Below are 25,866 nucleotides of genomic sequence, written 5' to 3'. Positions count from 1 at the left end.
TCCGACAGGCAGTACGATACGATGAGCAACGCACCCGACAGCAAGCAGATTTTGTCCCTGAGAGCCCGTGCCCACCATTTGAATCCGGTGGTGATGATCGGGCAGCACGGGCTGACCGATTCCGTCATTAAAGAAACCGTTGCCGCGCTGGCGGCGCACCAGCTTATCAAAGTGCGCGTGGCCGGAGACGACCGCGCCGAGCGCGTGGAACTGGCCGCCGCGCTGTGTCAGGCAACAGATGCGCATCTGGTGCAGCACATCGGCAAACTTTTGGTTTTGTGGCGCGAAAAGCAGGACGAAGAATAAACGGAGGCCGTCTGAAAACGGGCAATGCGTTTTTCAGACGGCCTTTTGTAGGAGAAGAATATGAAAGACAGCGATTTCGACATTCTGTGCGGCGGCTGCGACGACGAAGATTTCCAAAAGATGCTCTCGGGAATGAGCGAAGAAGAACGCGCCGAGTTCAGGCGCGAATCCCGCCAGCTTTTTGCCGAAGTGGCCGAAATGTTTGATGCTTTCGACAAGCGCACCATCCACGAAAAACTCACCGAAGACATCCTTGCGCAAACAAGCGACGAGGATTTGGTGCTGACCGTATTCGACACGCTGGCCGTGCAGGCTCCGGAAAGCCTGTCGGAAGAGGAATATCTGCAAACCCTGAGTCCCGCCCGCCGCGCCGTGTACGCACTCTATATTCTTGCCGGAGAAGTGGACAACGGCGGTTTCAACCAGTATTACTACAACACCGAAGCCGAGGCGGCGGCCTATCTGCCCGAGGCCTGCGAGCTGATAGGCGCACCCGAATATGCAGATCTCGTCCGCCGTGCCAATGCCTGTTACGAACAGGAAAAACTGGCGCAACGGCAGGACGGCACGCTGGAAACCTTCTGCGCTTCCTATGAAAACAACCCGCTGGAAGCCTTCGATGACGAATTCTACCTGTTGGAAAACCGTATGCCGCTCGACAGCCTGCTGACCGCATTCGTCCGCGCCCACCCATCGGAATTTGCCGGCTGAAACACCCGTCGATCCGGCAGGCCGTCTGAAAACGCCGCCAACACTGCTTCATGCTTTAACGGAGCCGTGTTTTGTTTTTCAGACGGCCTGAGCTATGTCCGTAGCGCAATTTTCAAAAAAGAGAAAACCCATGTCCGACCATTTGGTTTTGCAGCATTCCGACATTGCCCGCTGCGACCTGTCCTGCCTGCACGCATTGAGGCCGTCTGAAAACCCGTTTCCCGACAGCGTGCGCCGTTTTGCCGTAAACGAGGGCTACGCGCTGCCGCCCGAGTCCGCCGCCGTCCTCGATGCGCAGCAGATAGATTACGCCGTGCTGCCCGCGCTGCCGTTTTCCGCTTTCGGACTGGTGGTCAGCGACATGGATTCCACGCTGATTACCATCGAATGTATAGACGAAATCGCCGCGCAGGCCGGACTGAAAGATCAGGTGGCCGCCATCACGGAACGCTCGATGCGCGGCGAAGCCGACTTCCGGCAATCCTTGTACGAACGTGTCGCCCTGCTTGCCGGCCTGCCCGAAGCCGCCTTGCAGAAAGTGTATGACGAAGTTCTGCAACTCTCGCCCGGCGTGCCATACCTGCTGTCCGAATGCAAAAAACACGGCGTGAAATTCATGCTGGTGTCCGGCGGCTTTACCTTTTTTACCGACCGCCTGCAAACCCGCCTCGTCCTCGACTACGCCTTTGCCAATGTTTTGGCAAGCGAAAACGGCAGACTCACAGGCCGCCTGAACGGCACGCTTATCGACGCGCAAGCCAAAGCACGGCTGCTGCGCGAATACCGCAGCCGGCTCGGACTGGCGGCGGAGCAGGTTATCGCCGTGGGCGACGGCGCAAACGACATCCCCATGCTGCGCGAAGCAGGATTCGGCACCGCCTACCGTGCCAAACCGAAAACGCGGCAGGCGGCAAGGCTGCGCATTTCCCACAACGGCCTCGAAGCCCTGCGCCGCTGGTTTTTATAAGCAGGCGGATTGAGGCCGTCTGAAAAGCCGCTTACGGCATTTCGGACGGCCTCGGTTTTCAGTATAATCCGCAGCTTTTTTGCCGCCATGCCCTTGTTTTTCCGCGCAGGCGGCCCTACTTGGCGGCAACATCCATTTCCCGGCCTGAAAGCCACGAGCTATCGCAGGCCGCACGCCCTGCGGCGCGGCAGACCTTACCGACAAGCTGCATACAAAACAGGCAGAATTCCCGCACACTCCGCCCGCCGCCAAACCACGGAACGACACTATGAGCAACCAATCCGATACCCAAGACTACGAAGAACAGGAAGACGGCAACCGCCCGCTCACTCCCGAAGAACAACGCCAACGTCTGCGCCTGCTGATTATCCAGGGCAAAGAGCGTGGCTACATCACTTACGCCGAAATCAACGACGCACTGCCCGACGATATGTCCGATGCCGAACAAATCGACAACATCGTCAATATGATCCAGGGGCTGGGCATACAGGTAACCGAAGAAGCCCCCGATGCCGACACCCTGCTGATGAACGACACCGGCACGGGCATGACCGACGACGATGCGGTGGAAGAAGCCGAAGCCGCACTTTCCAACGCCGATTCCGAGTTCGGACGCACCACCGATCCCGTGCGTATGTATATGCGCGAGATGGGGCAGGTTGACCTGCTTACCCGCGAAGACGAAATCATCATCGCCAAAAAAATCGAAAACGCCCTGAAAAACATGGTGCAGGCCATTTCAGCGTGTCCGGGCTCGATTGCCGAAATCCTCGCACTCATCGAACAGATACGCAACGGCGAAACCAAAGTGGACGACGTGGTGGAAGCCATCCTCGATCCCAACGAAGTGCTGATGCACGAGCTGGGCGTAAGCGATCTCGAAATCATCCCGCCCGGCAGCAAACCTTCCGACCGTTCGGCAGCGGCGGAAGAAGAGGGCGACGGCGAAGAATCGGACGAAGAAGACAGCGCGTCTGCCGAAGAACTCGACCGCATCAATCTCGAAGAACTGAAACAGGATGTATTGGAACATTTTGCCGGCATCAGCGAAAACTACGGCCTGATGGTCGAAGCATTGCAGGCCGGCGGCAGCAAGCATCCGGACTACCTCAAATACCGCGAGGCCATCGCCCACAAGCTGCTGGAAGTGCGTTTTTCCACCCGCCAGATTGAAAACCTGAGCGGCAGCCTGCGCCAAAAAGTAGACAACATCCGCAAGCTCGAACGGGAAATCCGCGACATCTGTCTCGACCGCGTGCAGATGGACAGAGACTATTTCATCGCCCAATTTCTGCCCAACATCACCGATTTGGACTGGCTGGAAGGCGAGATCGGCCGCCGCCGTGTTTGGAGCAACGCGCTCGAACGTTTCCGCCACGCCATTTTGGAAAAGCAGACCGAAGTGGCCGAAATGGAGAAAAGCGTACAGATTTCCATCGAAGAATTGAAGGAAATCAACAAAAATATGCAAAGCAGCGAACGCGAAACCGCGCGGGCAAAAGAGGAAATGATTCAGGCCAACCTGCGTCTGGTAATTTCCATCGCCAAAAAATATACCAACCGCGGCTTGCAGTTTCTCGACCTGATTCAGGAAGGAAATATCGGCCTGATGAAAGCGGTGGACAAATTCGAATACCGGCGCGGCTACAAATTCTCCACCTACGCCACATGGTGGATACGCCAGGCCATCACCCGCTCGATCGCCGACCAGGCGCGCACCATCCGCATCCCCGTGCACATGATTGAAACCATCAACAAGATGAACCGCATCTCCCGCCAGTATCTGCAAGAACACGGCGAAGATCCCGATTCCGCCAAACTGGCCGAACTGATGGAAATGCCGGAAGACAAAATCCGCAAAATCATGAAAATCGCCAAAGAGCCGATTTCGATGGAAACCCCCATCGGCGACGACGACGACTCGCACTTGGGCGACTTTATCGAAGACGTAAACAACGTCGCCCCCGCCGAAGCCGCCATGTATTCCAGCCTGCGCGAAGTAACCGCCGACGTACTCGAAAGCCTTACCCCGCGCGAAGCCAAAGTGCTGCGTATGCGTTTCGGCATCGATATGAACACCGACCACACCCTGGAAGAAGTCGGCAAACAGTTTGACGTAACGCGCGAGCGCATCCGCCAGATCGAAGCCAAAGCCCTGCGCAAGCTGCGCCATCCCACCCGCAGCGACCGCCTGAAAAGTTTCCTCGACAGCGAAGAGGGCAAATAGGCGGGGCGGATTGCCGTCCGCATCCGACAGGCCGTCTGAAAGCATGGTTTTCAGACGGCCTTTTGCCGATTTTTATCGTTAAGGCGCAGACGATAGTGGGGTATTGCGCGGTTTTTCCGTACAATGCGCCTGTTTTTAACCCGACAGCAGAAAGGTATGACCATGAGCGAGCAGGAAAACAAAATCAAAGTGGATACGGATGACAGCAAGCAGCCGCAGGAAGAAAGCGTGCAGCCTCCGTCCGACGGGGACAAAGGCGAAACCACCGAAAGCGGCTGCTGCGGCGTATGCGGCGGCTGAAGCCGTCTGAAAAGCAAAAACGACACGCTTGCGTGTCGTTTTTTCTGTCGGCAGGCCGCAGCTGTGCAACAGCCCGAATCGGTATGCCGTCTTTCACGCGTCCGTCCCCGCTCTTGTCCGGCAACAGGGTTTCCGCCTCTGTTTCCGTTTCAGCGCAGGCCTCCGCTTTGGGCAAAGCACGTCCGCCGTATGAATCGGCCTTTACAGCCCGCCGCCTTTCCGCTATGTTTCCCGCCCTTGTTTGTCCTAAGAAAACCAAGCCGCCGCATATGAAAAAAATTACCGCCGAAAATCTCGTTCCCCTGTTGTCCAGCGTGATACCGGAAAAAGACATGGCCTGCATCCTCAATGCGCTGGTGCAGTTTCTGCGCGGCGGCGGCACGAAGCGCGCATCCCAGCGTTTCGACCTCCTGCTCGACGTATTGAAGCAGAATCCCGATTTGGCGCAGGCATTCGGCGGCCGTTTCCACCAATGGCTTGCCGGTATCCACATCTACCCCGCACTGGTGGGGCTGGGCATTTTCTCCCGCAGCGGCTTCGCCCGCGAAATCGCCATCCGTGTTTACGAACGCTTTATGCCTTCGTTTAAAGACCTGAACAATCTGCGCGACGTATTCCTTTATATTTTCCGCTCGCAAAACGATGAGAAATGGCTGCAAACCGTCAGCCTGCACCAATGGCTCTCGCTTTACGAAATCCTGCGCGAACACAGCGATCCCGCCGCCGTCCAGACGGCTTCGCGCCATTTGGAGCAGGCGCGGCTGCACGCGCTGGAAATGCTTTCCGTGTGGGTGGCGGCGGAAGAGCTCGAGCCCGAATTTACCCGCATCGAACCCAAGCTGATGGAAGTGGATTCGGCCTTTGTCGCCCTGCATCAGGAAATCAGCCGCCTCGTTTCCCATTACCGCGTACCGGAGCAGAAGGAAGCCTTTGATACCGCGCACATCGCCGTGATGATGGAGCAGTGCCGCGCCCAAGTGGAACGCCTGCGCCGCAAAGGCACGGGTGCGGGTGCGGGTTCGTCGGTGAAAGTGGCGCACCTTTTGGAACGTCTGTCGCAAACGCTGGACCGCATTGCCGTGCTGCTCGACATCCAAACCGCGCCCGATGAAAAAACCTGCCGCCGCCACTGTGTTTCCCTGCTCAACTCGCTCACTATGGCCGCCGTGGAGCAGCACAGCACCGAGCTGCTGCGCCGCCGCAGCATACAGATGCTTGCCAAAAGCATCAGCGAAAACACCAGCGGCCACGGCGAACACTACATCACCCGCAACCGGCGCGAATATTTCTCCATGCTGGCTTCCGCAGCCGGCGGCGGGGTCATCATCGCCCTGATGGCGGGCAACAAAATCCGCATCAGCGGCCTCGGCCTGGGCGATTTCTCCACCGCCTTTCTCGCTGGCTTGAATTACGGCATCGGTTTTATGTTTATCCACATGGTGCATTGCACCGTTGCCACCAAACAGCCGGCCATGACCGCCGCCCGCATCGCCGAACACGTCGAACAAAACGACAAAGCCCGTGCCGTCGAAAGCAAGCTGGCCAGGCTGCTGATAGACGTGGCCCGTTCGCAGACCGTGGCCGTATTCGGCAATGTCGTTGTCGCCGTTATCGTTGCCTCTCTCGTGGCCGTATCCATTGCCGAAAGCACCGGCTCCCCCATGCTCGACGAGCACAACGCCGCCTACCAGTTCAAATCGCTGCAACCCTTCACCCAGCCGACGCTCTGGTATGCCGCCATAGCCGGCGTGTGGCTGTTTTGCTCCGGCATCATCTCCGGTTTCTACGACAACCGTGCCGACTATCTCAACCTGCGCAAACGCCTCACCGTGCAGCCCCTGCTCAAACGCATCCTGCCCCTGCGCGTGCGCACATGGCTGGGCGACTACCTCCACCGCCACTACGGCTCGCTGGCGGGCAATTTCATCTTCGGTATGCTGCTGGGCATGACCGGCTGGTTCGGCCACCTGCTCGGCCTGCCGCTCGACATCCGCCACGTTGCCTTCTCTTCCGCCAACCTCGGCTATGCCTCCGTCAGTGGCGGCAGCGGATTTTTCTATTTTCTGATGAACCTGGTGTTTGTGCTGATGATCGGCCTCGTCAATCTCATCGTCAGTTTCTCGCTCGCCCTGATTGTCGCCCTGCGCTCGCGCGGCGCACGGATAGAAAGCCTGTCCAAACTCACCGGCACCTTGTGGCAGCAGATCAGGGCCAACCCGCTTAATCTGTTCTTCCCCGTGCCAAGCCCGCCCTCGGGCGCGAAAGACGGCGGCAAAGCGAAAGAATAGCAACAGGCCGTCTGAAAAACACTTTTCAGACGGCCTCAAATCCCGCATACGCCCGTTGCGGCAGGGCAGGGCGCAACTGCGCTTTTGCCGAAACGCAGCACACATCCCGTCCGTACGGCATTCCGCGCCACACCGCCGCACGGCAGACAACAAGGCCGCCCGATTCCCTTTTTTCAGACGGCCTCATGCCAACAAGGAAACCCCATGAAACCCCGCTTCATTACGCTTGACGGCATCGACGGCTCCGGCAAATCCACCCACCTCGATGCCATGAAAGACTGGTTTGCCGCCCGCCGCCTGCCCGTCCTCTTTACCCGCGAACCGGGCGGCACCCCGCTGGGCGAAGAGCTGCGCCGCCTGCTGCTCGATCCCGCCACCCGCGTCGGCCTGCACGCCGAAGCCCTGTTAATGTTTGCCGCCCGCCGCCAGCACCTCGACGATGTCATCCTGCCCGCGCTGGCAGGCGGCACCAACGTCGTTTCCGACCGCTTCACCGATGCCACCTTTGCCTATCAGGGCGGCGGACGCGGCCTGCCCGCCGCCGACATCGCCGCGCTGGAAAACTGGGTGCAGGGCAGCCTGCGCCCCGACCTCACGCTGATTCTCGACGTACCCGCCGAAGTGTCTTTCGAACGCGTTGCCAAAGCGCGGAACAAAGACCGTTTCGAGCAGGAGCAGGCCGCCTTTTTCCTGCGCGTCCGCCAAGCCTATCTCGACCGCGCCGCCGCCGATACGCAGCGTTACCGCGTCATCGACAGCAACCGCGACAAAGCCGAAGTCCGAGCCGACGTGGAAGCCGCCCTTGCCGCCTGCTTCGAGGCCGTCTGAAAACGGGGCAAGAGAACCAGCCGTGCGCCGTAACGGCATTTTCAGACGGCCTGTGTGTTTGTTCCATACAAACCACTTCCGTGCCGAAGCGCGTTTTGTCTTGTCCGTATCCGTTGTCCGTTGCGGATACGCTGTGCGGCGCATGATGGCAAAAGGCCGTCTGAAAACCTGTTTCCGAGGTTTTCAGACGGCCTTTTGCCTATCCCGATCCTTGCTGCGGTTCAGCCTTTGCTGCCGAACAGCTCCACCATGCGGCGCGCGCCTTCGAGACAGTCTTCTAGGGAGGCGACCAGGGCGATGCGGACGTAGCCGCGTCCCGGGTTGCCTTGTCCGTTGTCGCGTGCGAAGAAGCGGCCGGGCAGCACCTGCACGGCCGCTTCGCGCCACAGCTTTTGCGCGAAGGCCAAATCGTCGCCGTCCGGCACTTTCAGCCAGATGTAGAAAGAGGCTTCGGGCATGTTTACGTCAAACGCCTGACGCAGCAGCGGGATAACGCGGTCGAATTTTTCCCGGTACAGACGGCGGTTTTCGATAACGTGTTCTTCGTCGTCCCATGCGGCAATGCTGGCACGCTGTACCGGCAGGCTCATCGCGCTGCCGTGGTAGGTGCGGTAGAGCAGGAAGGAGCGGAGCAGGGCGGCATCGCCGGCCACAAAGCCGGAACGCAGGCCGGGGGCGTTGGAGCGTTTGGACAGGCTGGTAAACATGACAATGCCTTTGCGGCTGCGTTTGAGCTGAGCGGCGGCCTGCAATGCGCCGAGCGGCTTGTCTTCGCCGAAATAGATTTCGGAATAGCATTCGTCGGATGCGATCACGAAGCCGTAGCGGTCTTGCAGCGCGAAGAGTTTGCGCCAGTCGTCCAGATTCATCACGCTGCCGCTGGGGTTGTCGGGCGAACAGGCGAAAAGCAGGCGCACATGCGGCCAGACATCGGCGGGTATGCCGTCCCAGTCGGGCAGGCAGCGCGGCGGGGTGCTGTCGGCAAAACAAATTTCGCCGCCGCCGAGAAAGGCCGCGCCTTCGTAAATCTGGTAGAACGGATTGGGGCAGGCGACAATCTGCCGTTCGCTTGCGGCAGGGTCGAGTATGACCTGCGCGAAGGAAAACAGGGCTTCGCGGCTGCCGAGTACGGGCAGGATTTCGCTTTCGGGATCGAGCCGCAGGCCGCCGTAGCGGCGTTCGATCCAGCGGGCGCAGGCCAGACGCAGCTCGGGCAGTCCGGCGGTGGCCGGATACTTGGCAAATTCGGCGGCAGAGGCGTTGAGGGCTTCGGTGATGACGGCCGGGGTGGGATGCTTCGGTTCGCCGATTTGCAGCATTACGGGAGCAAGGTGCGCGGGCGGCTCGATACCCTGCATGGCTTCGCGCAGACGGGCGAAAGGGTAGGGCTGGAGTTTGGCTAACAGGGAATTCATATTCGGTACTGCTGTGGAAAAGCGGCCATTCTAACAGAACGCAATGAGGCCGTCTGAAAGCGTTTCTTTCAGACGGCCTCTGCGGAACACGGTTCAGGCAGCGTTGAAGCCTACGTCGGCAATGGCTTTTTTCACAGCATTGACATCCAAGCCCTCGGCATGGGTTACCACGACCACGCCGGTTTCAAAATTGGCGTTCACCATGCGCACGTTCGGCACTTCTTCGGCTTTGGCAATGAGTTTGCGCGAGTCTTCTTTGCTCGCCATTCCGGTTACGTTCAGTTTCAGTTGCGGCATATTCTTTACCTCTTTCAAAAGTATCCAATAAAAAATGAGTAATCCATCAGCTTTCCCGGCATCTTCGTTATTTGCTGCTCCGGCAGATTTGACCGGAAAGAAGATTCGGCGGATTTTGCCTTTAATCAGCCTTATTGTCCAGCATGACGGCATGGTTTTGCGCTGCGGGCTTTCTGTGCCGCAAATACCTATGTATCTATTATCGCTTGCAATATTTTCTTTCCGGCAGATGTATCCGCCGTTTTTTACAAAACCATTGCAAATATATAACATTTTTCACATGGGGCGGCGGCGCGGAATTTCGGTACAATCCGCGCCTTTGTCTGACACGCACAAACGGGCGCATATGGCCGAAATTTTCTCCAAACTCGAAAACCTGTGGCGCAAACCTGCCGTTTACTGGCCGCTGCTGCCGGTGCTGGCTGCCGCCACGCCGCTCGCTTTCGCTCCCTATTACCGTTTCTGGCTGATGCCGCTGCTGTTTGCCGCCTTCGTCCGCCTGCTCGAGCTGCGTCCAGAAGTGCGCGTACGCAGCGCGTATCTGTTTGCTTTGGCCGCCTACACCTGCCAGTTTTACTGGATACACACCGCGCTGCACGACGTTTCCGGCCTGCCGAATGTCTATGCCCTGCCGCTCACCGCCCTGCTGCCCGCCTATCTCGCCCTGTATCCTGCCGCCGCCGTATGGCTGTGGGGCAAAACCCGGCTCAACCGCTGGCTTGCCGTCGGCTTTGCCCTGCCCGTATTTTGGACGCTGGCCGAGTTTGCCCGCGAACGCCTGCTTACCGGCTTCGGCTGGGGTGCATTGGGCTATTCGCAGATTGCCGACGCATCGCCGCTGGCCGGTTTTGCCCCGATAGGCGGCATCCATCTCGTTACCTTCGCCACCGCCCTGGCCGGAGCGTGGCTGGTGTTGGTGGTGGACAGTACAGGCCGTCTGAAAACCCGTGCCGCCTTTGCCTGCGGCCTGGCCGCCCTGCTTTTTGCCGGTCATACCGCCCGCCAAGCCGTCTTTACGCAGCCGACAGGAGCCAAGGCCGCCGTCGCGCTGGCGCAGGGCAATATTCCGCAAACCCTCAAATTCCGCGAAGACCAAGTCCTGCCCACCCTGCAACGCTATTATGCCCAAATCGCCGAATCCGCCGCCGACATCGTTATCCTGCCCGAAACCGCCATTCCCGTGATTTTGCAGCAGCTTCCCGACAGCGTGCTGGAAGAATTTGCCGCCGCCGCAAGACAGAACGGCAGCGCGTTGGCCGTGGGCGTAATCCGCTACACCGACGACGGAACAGGCTACCAAAACGCCGTCATCAACCTCACGGAACACCGTTCCGGCAGTTCGCACAAGCTGCCGTTTTACGCCAAAAACCACCTTGTCCCCTTCGGCGAATACAAACCCCTGCCCGCCCTCACTACCGGGCTTTACACCATGATGGATATGCCGCTGGCCGATTTCCGCCGTGGCGGCGGCAGCCAAACCCCGCTGCGGATGAAAAACCAAAAAATCGCTTTCAACATCTGTTATGAAGACGGCTTCGGCGACGAACTCATTGCCGCCGCCGCCGAATCCACCCTGCTGGCCAATGCCAGCAATCTTGCCTGGTACGGCAAATCCAACGCCATGTACCAGCATGTGCAGCAATCCCAAGCCCGCGCACTCGAACTCGGCCGCCCAATGGTGCGCGCCACCAACACCGGCGCCACCGCCTTTATCGACCATCAGGGGCGCATTACCGCACAGCTTCCCGCCGACACCGCCGCCGTCCTTACCGGCACCGTAGAAGGCCGCAGCGGGCAAACGCCCTATATGAAACTCGGCGGCTCGTGGCCGCTGATCGGGCTGCTCGCCCTCACGGCGGCTGCCCTGCTTGCCGCCGGACGCAGAAAAAAGGCCGTCTGAAAAGCGGTTTTCAGACGGCCTTGTCATGCCAAACGGGCCAGCAGGCAGGATATTCGGTGTTGCAGAGAACCGGACTCCATCAGCGATACAAACCTGCCGCCGCGATATTTGTCCGGCAACAAACACGCGGCACAGAATGTTGCGCCGCATGGGAGACCCCGCTGCAAATCCGCCGTATCAAAAACGCTTAAATTGTCTGTTTGTCGCAGGAGGCCGTCTGAAAATATACAAAGGCCGTCTGAAAAGCGGTTTTCAGACGGCCTTATTTGTTTTTGATATGCCGCTTTCCCGCCCAACCAAGCGGGCAGCCTGAAAAAAACAAAAAAAATGCACACATTCTTGCGAATGTGTGCCAAGTCTACAAAGGAGAAATAGAGGAGAAACTGTCAAACGGCTGTTGCCAGCCGTCCAACGCCGCGCATTATCTGCGGCAGCGGGAATCCCGTCAAGCGGATAGGCCTGTTTTTTTCAGAAACTGTCTTTTTCTTAGCAAAAAAACACCGAAAAGAAGAAATTGCAAACAGAAAATTTGGGCGTTGTGTTTGTTTTTAACGCGGAAAATGTTTTCCGTCTGCGTATCGGAAGGAAAAAAGCACCGATTTGGGGCAGGGCGGTGCTTTCGTGCGGCAGATGTTTGGGCGCAACCTTAACGGTAGCCCACCGTTACTTCGTCGCGCACGCCTTCTTCAAACCAAATGTCGCGGTAGGCCGCGTAGGTACTCAGATAGCTCAGTATGTTTACCGCCAGCAGCATGGCCGTTATGACGAGGGACGCAATGCCGTCCAGCTTGGCAGACAGCAGCATGAGCGGCATGGTGATAACGACAAAAATCAGGCCGTTCAGCATGATGGGCAGAATGTTGGCCGCAGTGGTTTTTATGCTCGACAAAATAGCGTTCGGCGGGTTTTCGTCTTGCAGAAAAAGCAAAATCGGGGCGAAACCGAGCAGCATCTGCACGGATACCAGCCAAAAAGCAAGCAGCAGGGCAAAGGCGATGGGCGAGGCCGTCAGGCCGGGCAGCAGCGTTGAAGCGATAGCAAACAGCAGGAGTGCCCAAATGCCGGCAAACACAGCCATCAGAAACAGCAGGAAAACAAAATCAAAGATTTTGTTGTCGAAAATCATAAAGAGATCCGAGATGCGGGGCGGCCTTTCTTCGTATTCCTGAGCCGACGCGGCCATGGCGATGCCGCCGGCTTTGAACAGCATAAACATGGCATACACCGCCGCGCCGATGCCCGCCGTGTAAGTTACCAGCCATAGGCCGACCACTTCGCCGACATACAGCACCGCCGCAATCACCGCCCAAGCGGCCCAATATTCGCGCAACAGCAAAAACGCTTCGTAAACCCAGGCGGCTCCGCGTTCGACGCTGCGCGAAGCGGGTTGGTCGAGCAGGTATTCTTCCGTTTCCGGCTCACGTTCCGGCAGATCGTTTTCTTGAAAGGCATTCTGCATCATCGTTCTCCCTGTGTGGCAGATTGGTTATACCGCAATATGCGGATATTAACACAGGCATACGCAGAGGCCGTCTGAAAAGCAGTTTTCAGACGGCCTGCAATCCATATTAAAATAGCCGCAAACCCAAACCGCACCACCATAATGTCTAAAAAAATCCTCATTATTTCCCCGAGCTGGATAGGCGACTGCGTGATGACCCAGCCGCTTTTCTGCCGCCTGCGCGAGCTGCATCCCGGCTGCACCATCGACGTATTCGCACCCAAATGGTCGATGGCCGTATTTGCGCGTATGCCCGAAGTCGGCAGCATCATCGAAAATCCGTTCGGCCACGGCGCACTCGATTTGAAAAAACGCTGGCGCGTCGGACGGGAGCTGGGCGGGCGCGGCTACGACCAAGTCATCGTCTTGCCCGGTTCGCTCAAATCCGCCCTGATCGCGCTGGCAAGCGGCATCAGGCAGCGCACGGGCTATGTGGGCGAATCGCGCTATTTCCTTCTAAACGACATCCGCAAACTCGACAAGGCCGCCCTGCCGCTGATGGTGGACAGATATACCGCGCTCGCCCATCCCAGCCAAGCCGACTTCAACGGCTATTCCGACAACCCGCGTTTTGCCATCGACCCCGAAAGCCGCCAAGCCGCGCTTGCCGCACACGGCCTTAATACAAACAAACCCATCCTCGCCTTCTGCCCGGGTGCGGAATACGGCCCCGCCAAACGCTGGCCGGCAAGCCGTTTCGCCGAACTCGGCCGCCGTTATCTGGCGGAAGGCTGGCAGATATGGCTGTTCGGTTCGCAAAAGGATTTTGCCGTTGCCGAAGAAATCAACAGCCTTTCAGACGGCCTCTGTACCAATCTTTGCGGCCAAACCAGTCTTTCCGAAGCCATCGACCTGCTTTCCTGCGCCGACACGGTGGTTTGCAACGACAGCGGCCTGATGCACCTGGCCGCCGCGCTCGGGCGCAAACTCGTCGCCGTTTACGGCTCGTCCAGCCCCGACCACACGCCGCCTTTGAGCGAAAAAGCCCGTATCGTCAGCCTGCATCTCGAATGCTCGCCCTGCTTCAAACGCGAATGCCCGCTGGGGCATACGGACTGCCTGAACAAACTCACGCCCGATATGGTGCAAAACGCGGCAGAGGAGCTGGCTTGCGCGGAAGACGCATGAAGCCGGATGGCAATTCTGTTTGTTTTTAGCGGACTCCGTAACGTACCGTCTGCCGCGAAGACGGCCGCACCGCTCGTTTGTGAGGCCGTCTGAAAAAAAGAAAACCGCCTTTGAAAAGGCGGTTTTGCGTATGGCTGTTTGTGCGGTTTAACGCTGTGCCGAATGTACGGATTGCGGTTGCAGCATATTGCCGTTTAATGCGGAAGTATCGACATGGTGTTTGACGTAGTACAAGCCGCCGAATACGGCTGCCGCGATCAGAAGAGTACCGATTTTCATAGTGTGTGTCCTCCAAATAAAACAAATGAAACAAGTAAAACAGTGTGGGATGGGAATGCGGCGGATAATAAACGGGCGGTGTTTTTTTACATATTTTGCAAGACAAGCGGCATATTTTTGCATACGGGCGGAAGGCGCGGCGGGATGGAAAAGGCCGTCTGAAAATCCGTTTTCAGACGGACTTTTTGCTGTTTTTCTTATCGCATTCCCTGTAAAACGCTATAATCTGCTCGTTTTTGTAAAGAAAGTGCAATATGCAACATTTGAAACAGGCGGTGGCGGGGGCGCAGATTCTGTTTGTCGCCTTCGGCGCGATGGTGCTGGTGCCGCTGCTGACCGGCCTCAATCCTTCGATGGCGCTGCTCGGGGCGGGCATCGGCACGCTGCTGTTCCAGCTTTGCACGCGGCGTAAAGTGCCGGTATTTCTCGGTTCGTCGTTTGCCTTTATCGCGCCGATTATCTATGCCTTGCAGGAATGGGGCATGGGCGGCACGATGTTCGGCCTGTTTGCCGCCGGCTTTATGTATTTCGTGTTTGCCGCCCTGATCAAATGGCGCGGGCTGGACGCGGTAAACAGGCTGCTGCCGCCGGTGGTAATCGGGCCGGTGATTATGGTGATCGGTTTGTCGGTGGCGGCGGTGGCCAGCCAGATGGCGATGGGGCAGGCGGGCGGCGAGCAGAAATACGGCTATGCGCAGTCGCTGCTTTTGTCGGGCTTTACCTTTGGCGTTACCGTCATCGTGGCGGTGTTCGGCAGTAAGATGATGAAACTGGTGCCGATTTTGATCGGGGTGGCGGCGGGCTATCTGCTGGCTTGGTCGCTGGGTATGGTGGACACTTCCGCGCTTGCCCGTGCCGACTGGTTTGCGCCGCCGGTGTTCCAACGCCCCGAAATCAACTGGCAGGCCGCGCTCTTCATGCTGCCGGTGGCCGTTGCCCCCGCCATCGAACACATCGGCGGCATTATGGCCATCGGCAAGGTAACGGGGCGCAATTACGCCGCCGATCCGGGCCTGCACAAAACGCTGGCCGGCGACGGCTTGGGCGTGTGCGCGGCGGGTTTGATCGGGGGGCCGCCGGTAACGACCTACGGCGAGGTAACCGGCGCGGTGATGCTCACCAAAAACAGCAATCCGGCCATTATGACTTGGGCGGCGGTGTTTGCCATCTGCATGGCGTTTTTCGGCAAATTCAATGCTTTTCTCGCTTCGATTCCGCTGCCGGTGATGGGCGGGGTGATGATTCTGCTGTTCGGCACCATCGCTTCGCTCGGCCTGAAAACGCTGATTGATGCGCAGGTGGATCTGATGAAGCCGAAAAACCTGGTGATTGCCAGCTCGGTGCTGACCACGGGCGTGGGCGGGATGGTGTTCAAGGTGGGCAGCGTGAGTTTCGCCGGCGTGGGCTTGTGCGCGGTGCTGGCGATTGTGCTGAACCTGGTGCTGCCGGACAGGGATGCGCCGCAAGACTAGTGCGGAGGCAAAACCATAGGAGAGGCCGTCTGAAAAGTGTTTTCAGACGGCCTGTTGTTTGCTTTCTGCCCGGCAGCCTTTGTCTGCATCGGGCAGAAAAGGCGGCAGCGGCGGAGGGGTTTAACGCACAATTTCCGCCAGCGGCCAGCGGGGGCGGACGCCGAACGCGCCGGCCGGCTGCGCCCGTTCGGGGTGCATGGCTCCGGCAAGGGCGATCATTGCGCCGTTGTCGGTGCAGTATTCGAGCGGCGGGAAATAGGTGCGCACGGCTTCGGGCGGCGGCTTTTGGCGGCCTTTCGCGGCGGCGGGGCGCACGGTAAGGGCGTTCAGGCGTTGGCGCAGCTTTTTGTTTGCACCCACGCCGCCGGCCACGACGAGGGTGCGTAATCCGGTGTCGCGCAGGGCTTTTTCGGCTTTGGCGGCGAGTACGTCGGTTACAGCGTCCTGAAAGGCGCGGCAGAGGTCGTTGCGGGTTTGTTCGGGCATCCTGCCGCCGTTTTCGGCACGCACTTTTTCCACGGCGCAGAGGACGGCGGTTTTCAGGCCGGAAAAGCTCATCTGCAAATCGTGCGAATGCAGCATGGGGCGGGGAAATTCAAACGCGCCCGCGCGGCCTTGTTCGGCCAGATCGGCCAGTTTCGCGCCGCCGGGGTAGGGCAGGCCGAGCAGCTTGGCGGTTTTGTCGAAGGCTTCCCCCGCCGCGTCGTCCACGCTTTCGCCCAAGAGGGTGTAGCGGCCTATGCCGTACACGGCCATAAACTGCGTGTGGCCGCCCGAGACGAGCAGGGCGACGAAGGGAAATTCGGGCGGATGTTCGGCCAGCAGCGGCGAGAGCAGGTGGCCTTCGAGATGGTGGACGGGGATGACGGGTTTGCCCAATGAGAAAGCCAGCGCGGCGGCATAAGACACCCCCGCGAGCAGCGCGCCGCCCAGCCCCGGCCCCTGCGTGCAGGCCACGGCATCGATGTCGGCATAGTTTTTGCCTGCTGCGGCAAGGCAGGAGCGGGTGAGGGGGACGAGGCGGCGGATGTGGTCGCGGCTGGCCAGCTCGGGCACTACGCCGCCGTATTCGGCGTGCATGGCCATTTGCGTGTGCAGGCGGTGGGCGAGCAGGCCGCGTGCGCTGTCGTAGAGGGCGACGCCGGTTTCGTCGCAGGAAGATTCGATGCCGAGTACCAACATTTCGGTTTGTCCGCTTGGGAAAAAGGCGCGTATTTTAGCGCAAAGCGGACGCGGGGCGGGTTATACTGCCGGGCCTTTGCACAGGCCGTCTGAAAACTGGAAAAGGCCGTCTGAAAACACGGCTTTTGCGCAGCCGAAAACAAAACCCCCGCACATTACGACCATGTACCAGCCGATTACCGTTTCCACCTACAACATCCACAAAGGCATGTCGCCGCTCAACCGCAAAGTGCAGATCGGCAATATGGCCGCCGCGCTCGACAGCCTGAAATCCGACATTTTGTTTTTGCAGGAAGTGCAGGGGCAGCACCTGCCGCGCGAGGCCGCGCTGCCCGGTTTTCCTGCCAGACCGCAGCACGACATCATCGCCGACTATCTCGACTACCATCCCTGCTACGGCAAAAACGCCGTCTTTCCGCACAAACACCACGGCAACGCCATCATCAGCCGCCTGCCCATCCTCAGCGAACACAATCTCAACATCACGGTAAACCGCCTGGAAAAGCGCGGCGTGCTGCATTGCGAAATCCTGCCCGAAGGCTGGGACACGCCCGTTGTCTGCCTCTGCGCCCACCTGAACCTGCTCGAACGCGACCGCGTCAAACAATACGTTGCCATCTTCGAATACGTAACCACCTGCATCCCGCCCGCCGCACCGCTGATTCTCGCCGGCGACTTCAACGACTGGCGGCGCAAATCGCCGCTCAACATCGGCCGCACGCTCGGCCTGACCGAAGTATTCCTCGAACGGAGCGGCACGCTGCCCAAAACCTTTCCCGCCCGCCTGCCCGTGCTCAGTCTCGACCGCATCTACACCCGCCACCTCGAAATCCTCGACGCGCGGCTGCACGGCGGCGAACCCTGGCTCCGCCTTTCCGACCACCTGCCGCTTTCGGCCACCCTGCTGCCGAAATAGCGCGGGCGGCACGCAGCCGCAGGCCGTCTGAAAACACAAAGCCGCCCCTGCCTTTTCTTTCCGCCGCCCCGCCGTTAAAATCCGCCCTTTTCCCACCCGCCGCCAACGATACTTTTTATGGAACACAGCCCCCGCCCCGCCACACCGCAAATCCGCCGCGACAACCTCTTCGCCCGCATGGTTTTCGCCAGCCGCTGGCTGCAGCTGCCGATTTACCTCGGCCTGATTGCCGTACAGGCGATTTATGCCTACAAATTTCTGAAAATGCTGTGGCATCTGGTGGCACACCTCGGCCAGATGGACGAAACCACCGTCATGCTCACCGTACTCAACCTGATCGACGTCGTCATGATTGCCAACCTGCTGACCATGGTATTGATCGGCGGCTACGAAACCTTCGTCTCCCGCCTGCGCGTAGACGAACACCCCGACCAGCCCGAATGGCTCAGCCACGTCAACGCCTCGGTGCTGAAAGTGAAGCTCTCCATGTCCATCATCAGCATCTCCTCCATCCACCTGCTGCAAACCTTCATCAACGCCGCCCATCTGTCGGAAAAACAGCTCTTGTGGCAGAGCCTGATCCATCTCGGCTTCCTTGCCTCCGCCCTGGCTATGGCCTGGACCGACAAAATCGTATACAGCACCACCCACAAAGCACACTAAACGCAACAGGCCGTCTGAAAAACACGTTTTCAGACGGCCTGTCCCGATTATCCTCCCGCCCCGACCAAACCGGAATCCGGCCATGACCCACACCGTACATTTCAAACTCGACGACACGGACAACACCGTCCTGCAACGCCTCGCCGGCCCGCTCGATGCCCATCTTGCCGCCCTCGGCAAAGCCCTCGGCATCCGCATCAGCCGCCGTTTTGACGAATTTACCTTTATCGGCGGCCACGCCCACGCCGGCCGCCGCGCCCTCGCCGCCCTCGCCGCCACCGCTGCCGGACGCGAGCTTGAAGACAGCGACATCCAGCTTGCCGCCGTCGAAGCCAAAGCCGCCGATGCCGCCCACACGGAAAAAAACGAGCCGGTGCAATACTACCTGCAAACCAAACGCGGCAGCATAGGCGGGCGCACCCCGCGCCAAAACGGCTACATCCGCGCCCTGCTCAACCACGACATCGTTTTCGGACTCGGCCCCGCCGGCACGGGCAAAACCTATCTGGCCGTGGCTGCCGCCGCCGACGCGATGGAAAAGCACCAAATCGAGCGCATCATCCTCGTGCGTCCCGCCGTCGAAGCGGGCGAAAAACTCGGCTTCCTGCCCGGCGACCTCACCCAGAAAGTCGATCCCTACCTGCGCCCGCTGTACGACGCGCTCTACGACCTGATAGGCTTCGACCGCGTTACCAAACTCATCGAAAAAGGCCTGATCGAAATCGCCCCGCTGGCCTATATGCGCGGCCGCACCCTCAACAGCGCGTACGTCATCCTCGACGAAGCCCAAAACACCACCCCCGAACAAATGAAAATGTTCCTCACCCGAATCGGCTTCGGCACCAAAGCCGTCATCACCGGCGACACCAGCCAGATCGACCTGCCGAAAAACATCAAATCCGGCCTCAAAGACGCACGCGAAAAACTGCGCGAAGTGGAAGGCCTGTATTTCCACACCTTTACCAGCGAAGACGTGGTGCGCCACCCCCTCGTGCAGAAAATCGTCGAAGCCTACGAAGCGGCCGGCGAAAACGGACAAGAGGCCGTCTGAAAAAACCTTTTCAGACGGCCTCTGCGCTAAGGTAGGGTGTGTCGCCCGAGCGACGCACGCGCTCCCTGCCTTGCAGCCACGAAACCCCGTTTTCAGACGGCCTCTGCGCTAAGGTGGGGTGTGCCGCCCAAGCGACGCACGCGCTCCCTGCCTTGCCGCCCGAAACCCCCGCTTTCAGACGGCCTCTGCGCTGGGGTAGGGTGTGTCGCCCAAGCGACGCACGCGTTTTCTGCCTTGCCGCCCGAAACCCCGTTTTCAGACGGCCTCTGCGCTGGGGTAGGGTGTGCCGCCTCGGCGACGCACGCGCTCCCTGCCTTGCAGCCACGAAACCACGCTTTCAGACGGCCTCCGAGATGCCGCCCCGTTTTATCCCGAATCCGAAAGGAAACCCGCATGACCGCTTACACCGCCCACCCCAGCGCCGTTATCGACGAAGGCGCGCAAATCGGCGCAGGCAGCCGCATCTGGCATTTCGCCCATATCTGCGGCGGCGCGAAAATCGGGCGCAACTGCTCGTTCGGCCAAAACGTGTTTGTCGGCAACAACGTCATCATCGGCGACGGCTGCAAAATCCAAAACAACGTTTCCGTATACGACAACGTATTTCTCGAAGACGGCGTATTTTGCGGCCCCAGCATGGTGTTTACCAACGTGTACAACCCCCGCTCGCTGATCGAGCGCAAAAGCGAATACCGCGACACACTGGTCAAAAAAGGCGCAACGCTGGGCGCAAACTGCACCATCGTCTGCGGCGTAACCGTCGGCCGTTTCGCCTTTGTCGGCGCGGGCGCGGTGGTCAACAAAGACGTGCCCGACTACGCGCTGACGGTAGGCGTGCCCGCCCGCCAAATCGGCTGGATGAGCGAATACGGCGAACAGCTCGACCTGCCCGTTACCGGCAGCGGAGAAGCCGTCTGCCCCCACAGCGGCGACAGATATATCCTTTCAGACGGCCTCTTGGCCAAATCGGCCTGAACGGCACAACATCGCAAGGAGCCACTATGCAGTTTATCGACCTGGCCGCCCAACAGGCACGCCTCAAAAGCCAAATCGATGCCAACATCCAAAAAGTGCTTGCCCACGGCCAATACATCCTCGGCCCCGAAGTAGCCGAACTCGAAGAAAAACTGGCCGCCTTTTGCGGCGCGAAACACTGCATCAGCGTCGCCAACGGCACCGACGCGCTGCAAATCGCCCTGATGGCCTTAGGCATCGGCGCGGGCGACGAAGTCATCACCCCCGGCTTCACCTACATCGCCACCGCCGAAACCGTCGCCCTCTTGGGCGCGAAGCCCGTTTACGTCGATGTTGACGAACAAACCTACAACCTCGACCCCGCCCTGCTCGAAGCCGCCATCACAGAGCGCACCAAAGCCATCATTCCCGTATCGCTCTACGGCCAATGCGCCGATTTCGACGCCATTAACGAAATCGCCGCCAAACACAAGCTGCCCGTGATTGAAGACGCGGCGCAAAGTTTCGGCGCAAGCTACAAAGGCCGCAAATCCTGCAATCTCACCACCATCGCCTGCACCAGCTTCTTCCCCAGCAAACCGCTGGGCTGCTACGGCGACGGCGGCGCGGTATTCACCAACGACGACAATTTGGCCGTAGTCCTGCGCCAGACTGCCCGCCACGGCCAAGACCGCCGCTACCACCACATCCGCGTCGGCGTAAACAGCCGCCTCGACACCCTCCAGGCCGCCATCCTGCTGCCCAAGCTGGCCATCTTGGCCGAAGAAATCCGACTGCGCGGCCAAGTGGCACAAATGTACGCGCACGAATTGGCCGAAGCCGGCATCACCGCCCCCTTTATCGAAGCGCACAACGTGAGCGCCTACGCCCAATACACCGTGCGCGTCAAAAACCGCGATGCCGTTCAGACGGCCTTAAAAGCGGCAGGCATCCCCACCGCCGTGCATTACCCGATTCCGCTCAACAAACAGCCCGCCGTCGCTTCCGACGCAGTATTGCCCGTGGGCGACCGCATTGCCGAAGAAGTCATGAGCCTGCCGATGCACCCCTATATGGACGAAGCACAGGTCGGGCAGGTCGTCCGCGCCCTGCGGCAGGCCGCATCCCGCTGACCGCGCCGCACCAAATACGGAAAGGCCGTCTGAAAACCCGTTTGCAGGTTTTCAGACGGCCTCTGTGCCTTATCGTACGGGCGCGCAGGTCAGGCGTGGTGGTGTCCTATTTCCCCTTCCAAACGGTAAACCGTGCCGCAGTAGGGGCACTCGATGCTGCCGTTGGACTGTATCGGCAGGAAAACACGCGGATGGCCGTTCCAGGTTTCGTGGCGCGGGCCGCTGCAATGCAGCGGCAGATCGTGCGGTGTGATGACGACGGCTTCTTGATTCGGATGGTTCATGGCGGGTTCCTTTTATTTCCGGCTGCGTCGGGCAGCTTTACAAGTGTTGCAAACGGGCGCATTTTACTGGATAAGCAGCATTTTGTGCAGGACGCAGGCCGTCTGAAACGCCGTTTCCGTGCGGCCTGCGGCGGCAAATTCCGCTATAATCGCGCCTTTTCGCGGCGGCGCAAATGCCGCATTGTCCCAACGGCCTCCCATGCTTCTTTCCGACTTCGACTTCCATCTGCCCGAACACCTCATCGCCCAGCACCCGCCTGCCGAACGCGGCACCAGCCGCCTGCTTGCCGCCCTGCCCGGCGAACCCCTGCGCGACGAAACTTTTGCCTTCCTGCCGCAGCTTGCGCAGGCGGGCGATTTGTTTGTGTTCAATAATACCAAAGTCATCAAAGCCCGCCTGTTCGGCCAAAAAGAAAGCGGCGGCCGCATCGAAGCCCTGATTGAGCGCGTGCTCGACGAGTGCACCGCGCTGGCGCACATCCGCGCCTCCAAATCCCCCAAGCCCGGCACGATGCTGCTGTTTGACGGCGGCATCCGCGCCGAAATGGCCGAACGCGCGGGCGCACTCTTCGTCCTGCGTTTCGAGGGTGGCGAAAATGTCTACCGCATCCTCGAACGCTGCGGACACCTGCCCCTGCCGCCCTACATCGCCCGCGCTGTCGGCTCCGACGACGAGGCACGTTATCAAACCGTCTATGCCAAACACCAGGGTGCGGTGGCCGCCCCCACCGCCGGCCTGCATTTCACCGACGCGCTGCTGTCCGAACTGCGTGCCAAAGGCGTGCGCACCGCCGAAATCACCCTGCACGTCGGCGCAGGCACCTTCCAGCCCGTGCGCAGCGAAAACATTGCCGAACACAAAATGCACAGCGAATGGTACGAGATTCCCGAAGACACCGCCGCCGCCGTAGCCGACACCAAAGCGCGCGGCGGCAGAGTCTGGGCGGTGGGCACCACCTCCGTCCGCGCCCTCGAATCCGCCGCCCGCAGCACAGGCCGTCTGCAAGCGGGCAGCGGCGACACCGACATCTTCCTCACCCCCGGCTGCCGCTTTTGCGTTGCCGACCGCCTCGTTACCAATTTCCACCTGCCCAAGTCCACCCTGCTGATGCTGGTGTCGGCCTTTGCCGGCACGGAAGAAATCCGCCGCATCTACCGCCACGCCGTCGAGCGGCAATACCGCTTTTTCAGCTACGGCGACGCAATGGTGCTGGGCAGGAAAGAGTAGGGCGGCCGTCTGAAACCACATTTTTTGCCCACACCTGCCGTTGCCAAACCGCAGAAGAACCGCCCGCCGCACGGCGCGGGGGCGCGTCAGGAGAACGCTATGCCGAAGAAAAAAACCAGCAAACGCCAATGGCGCGACGGCGTGTCCGCCACCCCCGCCAAAACCGCCCGCGCGGCCAAAAGGCCGTCTGAAAACCGCCCGGCCGCCCGCAGAGCGGTTGAAACCGACCGAAGGGAGTTTCCGCGCGGCGAAAACGAGCAAAAAGCGTTCGGGCGCGGCGAAAGGCGGCGGCATTCCGACGGCACGCAGCAGCCCGAATCCGACGGCCGCCGCCCAACCGCCCGCAACCAAGCCGCCGCCCGCAGCGGCACAGGCGGCAGAGCGTCCGAAAAACGTTTGCCCGAAAGCAGGAAGCCGTCTGAAAACCTTAGCGGCAGCCGTCCTCCCAAGCAGCGTGCCTCCAAAGCGAAAAAACTGGTTGTCCGCAATCCGAACCGGAAAATCATGGAGCGCGCACGCGAATTGAAAGAGCGGCGCGGCGACCTTGCACGCATCGAGCCCGAACGCCTGCAAAAAGTGCTGGCCGCCTCGGGTGTCGGCTCGCGGCGCGAAATGGAGGAATGGATTGCCGCAGGGCTGGTGCAGGTAAACGGCAGACCCGCGCAGCTTGGCGACAAAGTGTCGCCCGACGACCAGGTAACGGTGAAAGGCAGCATCATCAGGCTCAAATGGGCGGACAGGCTGCCGCGCATCATCCTGTATTACAAGCAGGAAGGCGAAATCGTCTCGCGCGACGACCCGCAAGGCCGCGTGAGCATTTTCGACCGCCTGCCGCAGGCCGCCAGCAGCCGCTGGGTGGCCGTCGGGCGGCTGGACATCAACACCTGCGGCCTGCTGATTCTCACCACATCGGGCGAGTTGGTGCAGCGTTTCGCCCACCCCAGTTTTGAAGTCGAACGCGAATATGCCGTGCGCGTGCTCGGCGAAATGACTACCGAACAAATGCGCCAACTCACCGAAGAGGGCGTGATGCTGGAAGACGGCATAGCGAAAGTCGAGCGCATTTTCGAGCAGGGCGGCGAGGGTGCGAACAAATGGTACAGCGTGGTCATCAAAGAAGGCCGCAACCGCGAAGTGCGCCGCATTTTCGAGCATTTCGGCCTGACGGTAAGCCGCCTGGTGCGTACCGGCTTCGGCCCCATCGGCCTGCCCAACCGCCTCAAACGCGGCCGGTTTTACGAACTCAATCCCGCCGAAGTGGCCAATATCGTCAAATGGGCGGACATGGGCCTGCCGGGCGAGAAACGCCGCAGAAAATAGCTTGGAGGCCGTCTGAAAATCTCCCCAACCACAAAAAGGAAAATGCCATGAAACATCTGAAAACAGCCGTTCTCGCCGCTTCGCTGCTTCTGGCTGCCGCCGCCCAAGCGGGCGGCAATCCGTACCGCCAAAGTTACGGAACGTGGGAAGAAACCGTTGGCAAAAACGGCAAGGCCTCTGCCGAACGCTTTGTGATCGGCCGCCACGGTTTTGAAGAATTTGCCGCCCCCCGGCCGGAATGCGCCAACCGCAAACAAGGCTATTCGCACCAGACCGACCGCATCGGCGGCAGCAAACTTGCCGCAGACATCCGCGCCAGCATCAAAGACGACGGCATCGGCAGCCCGCAAGAAGCAGCCGAGGCCTATGCCGCCTCCCTGCGGGACGTGTTGGCGGAAATCCGCCCCGACAAAAAATACCCGCGCGTCAGCCTTTCGCTGAGCTGCTCGGACGGCGCGATGGTCTTCATCCAACTCAACCGCAACGAAGGGCTGAGAATGTACTCCGCGCCCGATGCCTACTATCTTCCGGTCAGGCGGGTGAAGTAGGGCACCAGCGCGGGCTTACGGGCAGGCCGAAACCGCATTTTCAGACGGCCTCTGCGCCGGTGTGGGGTGTGCCGCCAAAGCGGCGCACGCGCTTCCTGCCTTGCCGCTCCGAAAACCCGTTTTCAGACGGCCTGTTGCAAATCGGTTATAATCGCGCACGATTTGCAACCATTCCCACCGCACGACACCATGTCCGCCACTCCCCACCCCGGCAGCCGCGCCGCCATCCGGCGCATCCGTGAAAACGGCATCTACATCCTGCCCAATTCCTTCACTATCGCCGCCCTGTTTTCCGCCTTTTTCGCCATCACCCAGGCCATGCACGGCCATTACGAAACCGCCGCCATCGCCGTGTTCATCTCCATGCTGCTCGACGGCATGGACGGCCGCGTCGCCCGCTGGACCAACAGCCAGAGCGCGTTCGGCGAACAGCTCGACAGCCTGGCCGACATGGTGAGCTTCGGAGTCGCCCCCGCCCTGATTGTGTACAAATGGCAGCTTCTGAATTTCGGCCGGCTCGGCTACACCGTTGCCTTTATCTACTGCGCCTGCGCCGCCCTGCGTCTGGCTTTGTTCAACACGCTCATCGGCAGCGGCAAATCCGACAAACGCTGGTTTGTCGGCGTGCCCAGCCCCACCGCCGCCGCGCTGATTGTCGGCCTGATTTGGGTCAACCACAGCGTCGAAAACTTCACCGGCGTGAAATGGTGGGCGTTTTTCATCACCCTCTTTGCCGGTCTGTCGATGGTGGTGCAGCTTCCTTTTTGGAGCTTCAAAGAAATCAACGTCCGCCGCAAAGTGCCGTTTTTCTCCCTCGTCCTCATCATGCTCGTGCTGCTCGCGCTCGCCCTCAGCCCCGCGCTCGCCCTGTTTCTGATCGCCTTCGGCTACAGCCTCTCCGGCTACATCCACTACGGCTGGCGGCTGTGGCGCAAACGGCAGCGGCGCACCGCATAATCCGTTTTCAC

The 25,866-nt window shown here is 59.9% G+C and carries 27 protein-coding genes; 19 read left to right on the top strand and 8 right to left on the bottom strand.

Annotation, left to right across the window (positions count from 1 at the left end):
• Positions 1–21: 21 nt before the first annotated feature.
• The 7 genes from yhbY to tmk all read left to right on the top strand — a co-directional run bounded on the left by yhbY (position 22) and on the right by tmk (position 7,627).
• Entirely contained in the window at positions 22–306 is a 285-nt protein-coding gene (yhbY, locus tag DYE40_RS11375; protein WP_115309296.1) for a ribosome assembly RNA-binding protein YhbY, read from the top strand.
• A gap of 60 nt (positions 307–366) precedes the next feature.
• Entirely contained in the window at positions 367–1,017 is a 651-nt protein-coding gene (locus tag DYE40_RS11370; protein ID WP_115309201.1) for a DMP19 family protein, read from the top strand.
• 130 nt (positions 1,018–1,147) lie between these two features.
• The gene (gene serB, locus DYE40_RS11365; protein WP_115309295.1) at positions 1,148–1,984 is read left to right on the top strand and encodes a phosphoserine phosphatase SerB; all 837 of its coding nucleotides are present in this window, start codon (positions 1,148–1,150) and stop codon (positions 1,982–1,984) included.
• Between the two features lie 268 nt (positions 1,985–2,252).
• The gene (gene rpoD, locus DYE40_RS11360) at positions 2,253–4,211 is read left to right on the top strand and encodes an RNA polymerase sigma factor RpoD (protein ID WP_115309200.1); all 1,959 of its coding nucleotides are present in this window, start codon (positions 2,253–2,255) and stop codon (positions 4,209–4,211) included.
• 162 nt (positions 4,212–4,373) lie between these two features.
• Complete coding sequence (locus DYE40_RS12700) at positions 4,374–4,511, top strand: hypothetical protein (RefSeq protein ID WP_172461269.1); 138 nt, start codon at positions 4,374–4,376, stop codon at positions 4,509–4,511.
• Positions 4,512–4,780: 269 nt separating this feature from the next.
• Entirely contained in the window at positions 4,781–6,799 is a 2,019-nt protein-coding gene (locus DYE40_RS11355) for a site-specific recombinase (RefSeq protein WP_115309199.1), read from the top strand.
• 204 nt (positions 6,800–7,003) lie between these two features.
• Positions 7,004–7,627: a dTMP kinase gene (gene tmk, locus DYE40_RS11350; RefSeq protein ID WP_115309198.1), complete on the top strand. Its 624-nt coding sequence runs from the start codon at positions 7,004–7,006 to the stop codon at positions 7,625–7,627.
• Between the two features lie 221 nt (positions 7,628–7,848).
• Here the strand turns inward: tmk and dapC are convergent, their stop codons facing one another.
• Together dapC and DYE40_RS11340 are read right to left on the bottom strand one after the other, a co-directional pair.
• Positions 7,849–9,042: a succinyldiaminopimelate transaminase gene (dapC, locus tag DYE40_RS11345; RefSeq protein WP_115309197.1), complete on the bottom strand. Its 1,194-nt coding sequence runs from the start codon at positions 9,040–9,042 to the stop codon at positions 7,849–7,851.
• A gap of 93 nt (positions 9,043–9,135) precedes the next feature.
• Positions 9,136–9,339, bottom strand: coding sequence for a heavy-metal-associated domain-containing protein (locus tag DYE40_RS11340; RefSeq protein WP_115309196.1), 204 nt, complete (start codon positions 9,337–9,339; stop codon positions 9,136–9,138).
• Positions 9,340–9,685: 346 nt separating this feature from the next.
• On the opposite strand from DYE40_RS11340, the gene lnt reads away from it, so the two are divergent.
• Positions 9,686–11,239: an apolipoprotein N-acyltransferase gene (gene lnt, locus DYE40_RS11335; RefSeq protein ID WP_115309195.1), complete on the top strand. Its 1,554-nt coding sequence runs from the start codon at positions 9,686–9,688 to the stop codon at positions 11,237–11,239.
• Between the two features lie 646 nt (positions 11,240–11,885).
• Here the strand turns inward: lnt and DYE40_RS11330 are convergent.
• Positions 11,886–12,698: a hypothetical protein gene (locus DYE40_RS11330; protein ID WP_147286640.1), complete on the bottom strand. Its 813-nt coding sequence runs from the start codon at positions 12,696–12,698 to the stop codon at positions 11,886–11,888.
• A gap of 144 nt (positions 12,699–12,842) precedes the next feature.
• On the opposite strand from DYE40_RS11330, the gene waaF reads away from it, so the two are divergent.
• Complete coding sequence (gene waaF, locus DYE40_RS11325; protein WP_115309193.1) at positions 12,843–13,868, top strand: lipopolysaccharide heptosyltransferase II; 1,026 nt, start codon at positions 12,843–12,845, stop codon at positions 13,866–13,868.
• Between the two features lie 147 nt (positions 13,869–14,015).
• On the opposite strand, the gene DYE40_RS11320 is transcribed toward waaF, so the two are convergent.
• Positions 14,016–14,147, bottom strand: coding sequence for a cell surface protein (locus DYE40_RS11320; RefSeq protein ID WP_115309192.1), 132 nt, complete (start codon positions 14,145–14,147; stop codon positions 14,016–14,018).
• 254 nt (positions 14,148–14,401) lie between these two features.
• Here DYE40_RS11320 and DYE40_RS11315 point away from each other — a divergent pair, with 254 nt between their 5' ends.
• Complete coding sequence (locus DYE40_RS11315) at positions 14,402–15,619, top strand: uracil-xanthine permease family protein (protein WP_115309191.1); 1,218 nt, start codon at positions 14,402–14,404, stop codon at positions 15,617–15,619.
• Positions 15,620–15,739: 120 nt separating this feature from the next.
• On the opposite strand, the gene tsaD is transcribed toward DYE40_RS11315, so the two are convergent.
• A complete protein-coding gene (tsaD, locus tag DYE40_RS11310) occupies positions 15,740–16,801 on the bottom strand; it encodes a tRNA (adenosine(37)-N6)-threonylcarbamoyltransferase complex transferase subunit TsaD (protein ID WP_115309190.1) in 1,062 nt (353 codons plus the stop codon).
• A gap of 163 nt (positions 16,802–16,964) precedes the next feature.
• Between tsaD and DYE40_RS11305 the strand changes: the two genes are divergently transcribed.
• The 3 genes from DYE40_RS11305 to DYE40_RS11295 all read left to right on the top strand — a co-directional run bounded on the left by DYE40_RS11305 (position 16,965) and on the right by DYE40_RS11295 (position 19,431).
• Positions 16,965–17,717, top strand: coding sequence for an endonuclease/exonuclease/phosphatase family protein (locus tag DYE40_RS11305; RefSeq protein ID WP_115309189.1), 753 nt, complete (start codon positions 16,965–16,967; stop codon positions 17,715–17,717).
• Between the two features lie 117 nt (positions 17,718–17,834).
• Complete coding sequence (locus DYE40_RS11300; protein WP_115309188.1) at positions 17,835–18,380, top strand: TIGR00645 family protein; 546 nt, start codon at positions 17,835–17,837, stop codon at positions 18,378–18,380.
• Between the two features lie 82 nt (positions 18,381–18,462).
• Entirely contained in the window at positions 18,463–19,431 is a 969-nt protein-coding gene (locus DYE40_RS11295; RefSeq protein ID WP_115309187.1) for a PhoH family protein, read from the top strand.
• 10 nt (positions 19,432–19,441) lie between these two features.
• On the opposite strand, the gene DYE40_RS12405 is transcribed toward DYE40_RS11295, so the two are convergent.
• Entirely contained in the window at positions 19,442–19,756 is a 315-nt protein-coding gene (locus tag DYE40_RS12405; RefSeq protein WP_147286639.1) for a hypothetical protein, read from the bottom strand.
• Between the two features lie 68 nt (positions 19,757–19,824).
• Between DYE40_RS12405 and DYE40_RS11290 the strand changes: the two genes are divergently transcribed.
• The gene (locus DYE40_RS11290) at positions 19,825–20,406 is read left to right on the top strand and encodes an acyltransferase (RefSeq protein WP_115309186.1); all 582 of its coding nucleotides are present in this window, start codon (positions 19,825–19,827) and stop codon (positions 20,404–20,406) included.
• 26 nt (positions 20,407–20,432) lie between these two features.
• Positions 20,433–21,518 carry a DegT/DnrJ/EryC1/StrS family aminotransferase gene (locus DYE40_RS11285; protein WP_115309185.1) on the top strand — a complete coding sequence of 362 codons (1,086 nt, stop codon included), beginning with the start codon at positions 20,433–20,435 and terminating at the stop codon, positions 21,516–21,518.
• Between the two features lie 89 nt (positions 21,519–21,607).
• On the opposite strand, the gene DYE40_RS11280 is transcribed toward DYE40_RS11285, so the two are convergent.
• Positions 21,608–21,802, bottom strand: a complete 195-nt coding sequence (locus DYE40_RS11280; RefSeq protein ID WP_115309184.1) for a zinc-finger domain-containing protein — start codon at positions 21,800–21,802, stop codon at positions 21,608–21,610.
• Between the two features lie 63 nt (positions 21,803–21,865).
• Positions 21,866–22,003: a hypothetical protein gene (locus DYE40_RS12695; RefSeq protein WP_172461268.1), complete on the bottom strand. Its 138-nt coding sequence runs from the start codon at positions 22,001–22,003 to the stop codon at positions 21,866–21,868.
• On the opposite strand from DYE40_RS12695, the gene queA reads away from it, so the two are divergent.
• The 4 genes from queA (at position 22,002) to pssA (ending at position 25,855) form a co-directional block, all read left to right on the top strand.
• Positions 22,002–23,030: a tRNA preQ1(34) S-adenosylmethionine ribosyltransferase-isomerase QueA gene (gene queA / locus DYE40_RS11275; RefSeq protein WP_115309183.1), complete on the top strand. Its 1,029-nt coding sequence runs from the start codon at positions 22,002–22,004 to the stop codon at positions 23,028–23,030. The two genes, DYE40_RS12695 and queA, sit on opposite strands and share 2 nt — an antisense overlap.
• A gap of 99 nt (positions 23,031–23,129) precedes the next feature.
• The gene (locus tag DYE40_RS11270; RefSeq protein WP_244731347.1) at positions 23,130–24,350 is read left to right on the top strand and encodes a pseudouridine synthase; all 1,221 of its coding nucleotides are present in this window, start codon (positions 23,130–23,132) and stop codon (positions 24,348–24,350) included.
• 47 nt (positions 24,351–24,397) lie between these two features.
• On the top strand, positions 24,398–24,898 hold the full coding sequence (locus tag DYE40_RS11265; protein WP_115309182.1) for a transcriptional regulator: 501 nt from the start codon (positions 24,398–24,400) through the stop codon (positions 24,896–24,898).
• Positions 24,899–25,087: 189 nt separating this feature from the next.
• Complete coding sequence (gene pssA, locus DYE40_RS11260; RefSeq protein ID WP_115309181.1) at positions 25,088–25,855, top strand: CDP-diacylglycerol--serine O-phosphatidyltransferase; 768 nt, start codon at positions 25,088–25,090, stop codon at positions 25,853–25,855.
• The last annotated feature ends 11 nt before the right edge of the window (positions 25,856–25,866 follow it).

The sequence above is a fragment of the Kingella potus genome, assembly GCF_900451175.1.
In the GTDB taxonomy this organism is placed as follows: Bacteria; Pseudomonadota; Gammaproteobacteria; order Burkholderiales; family Neisseriaceae; genus Neisseria; species Neisseria potus.
The sequence above is the reverse complement of the archived record's forward strand: the minus strand, read 5'-3'. Positions and strand labels throughout refer to the sequence as shown.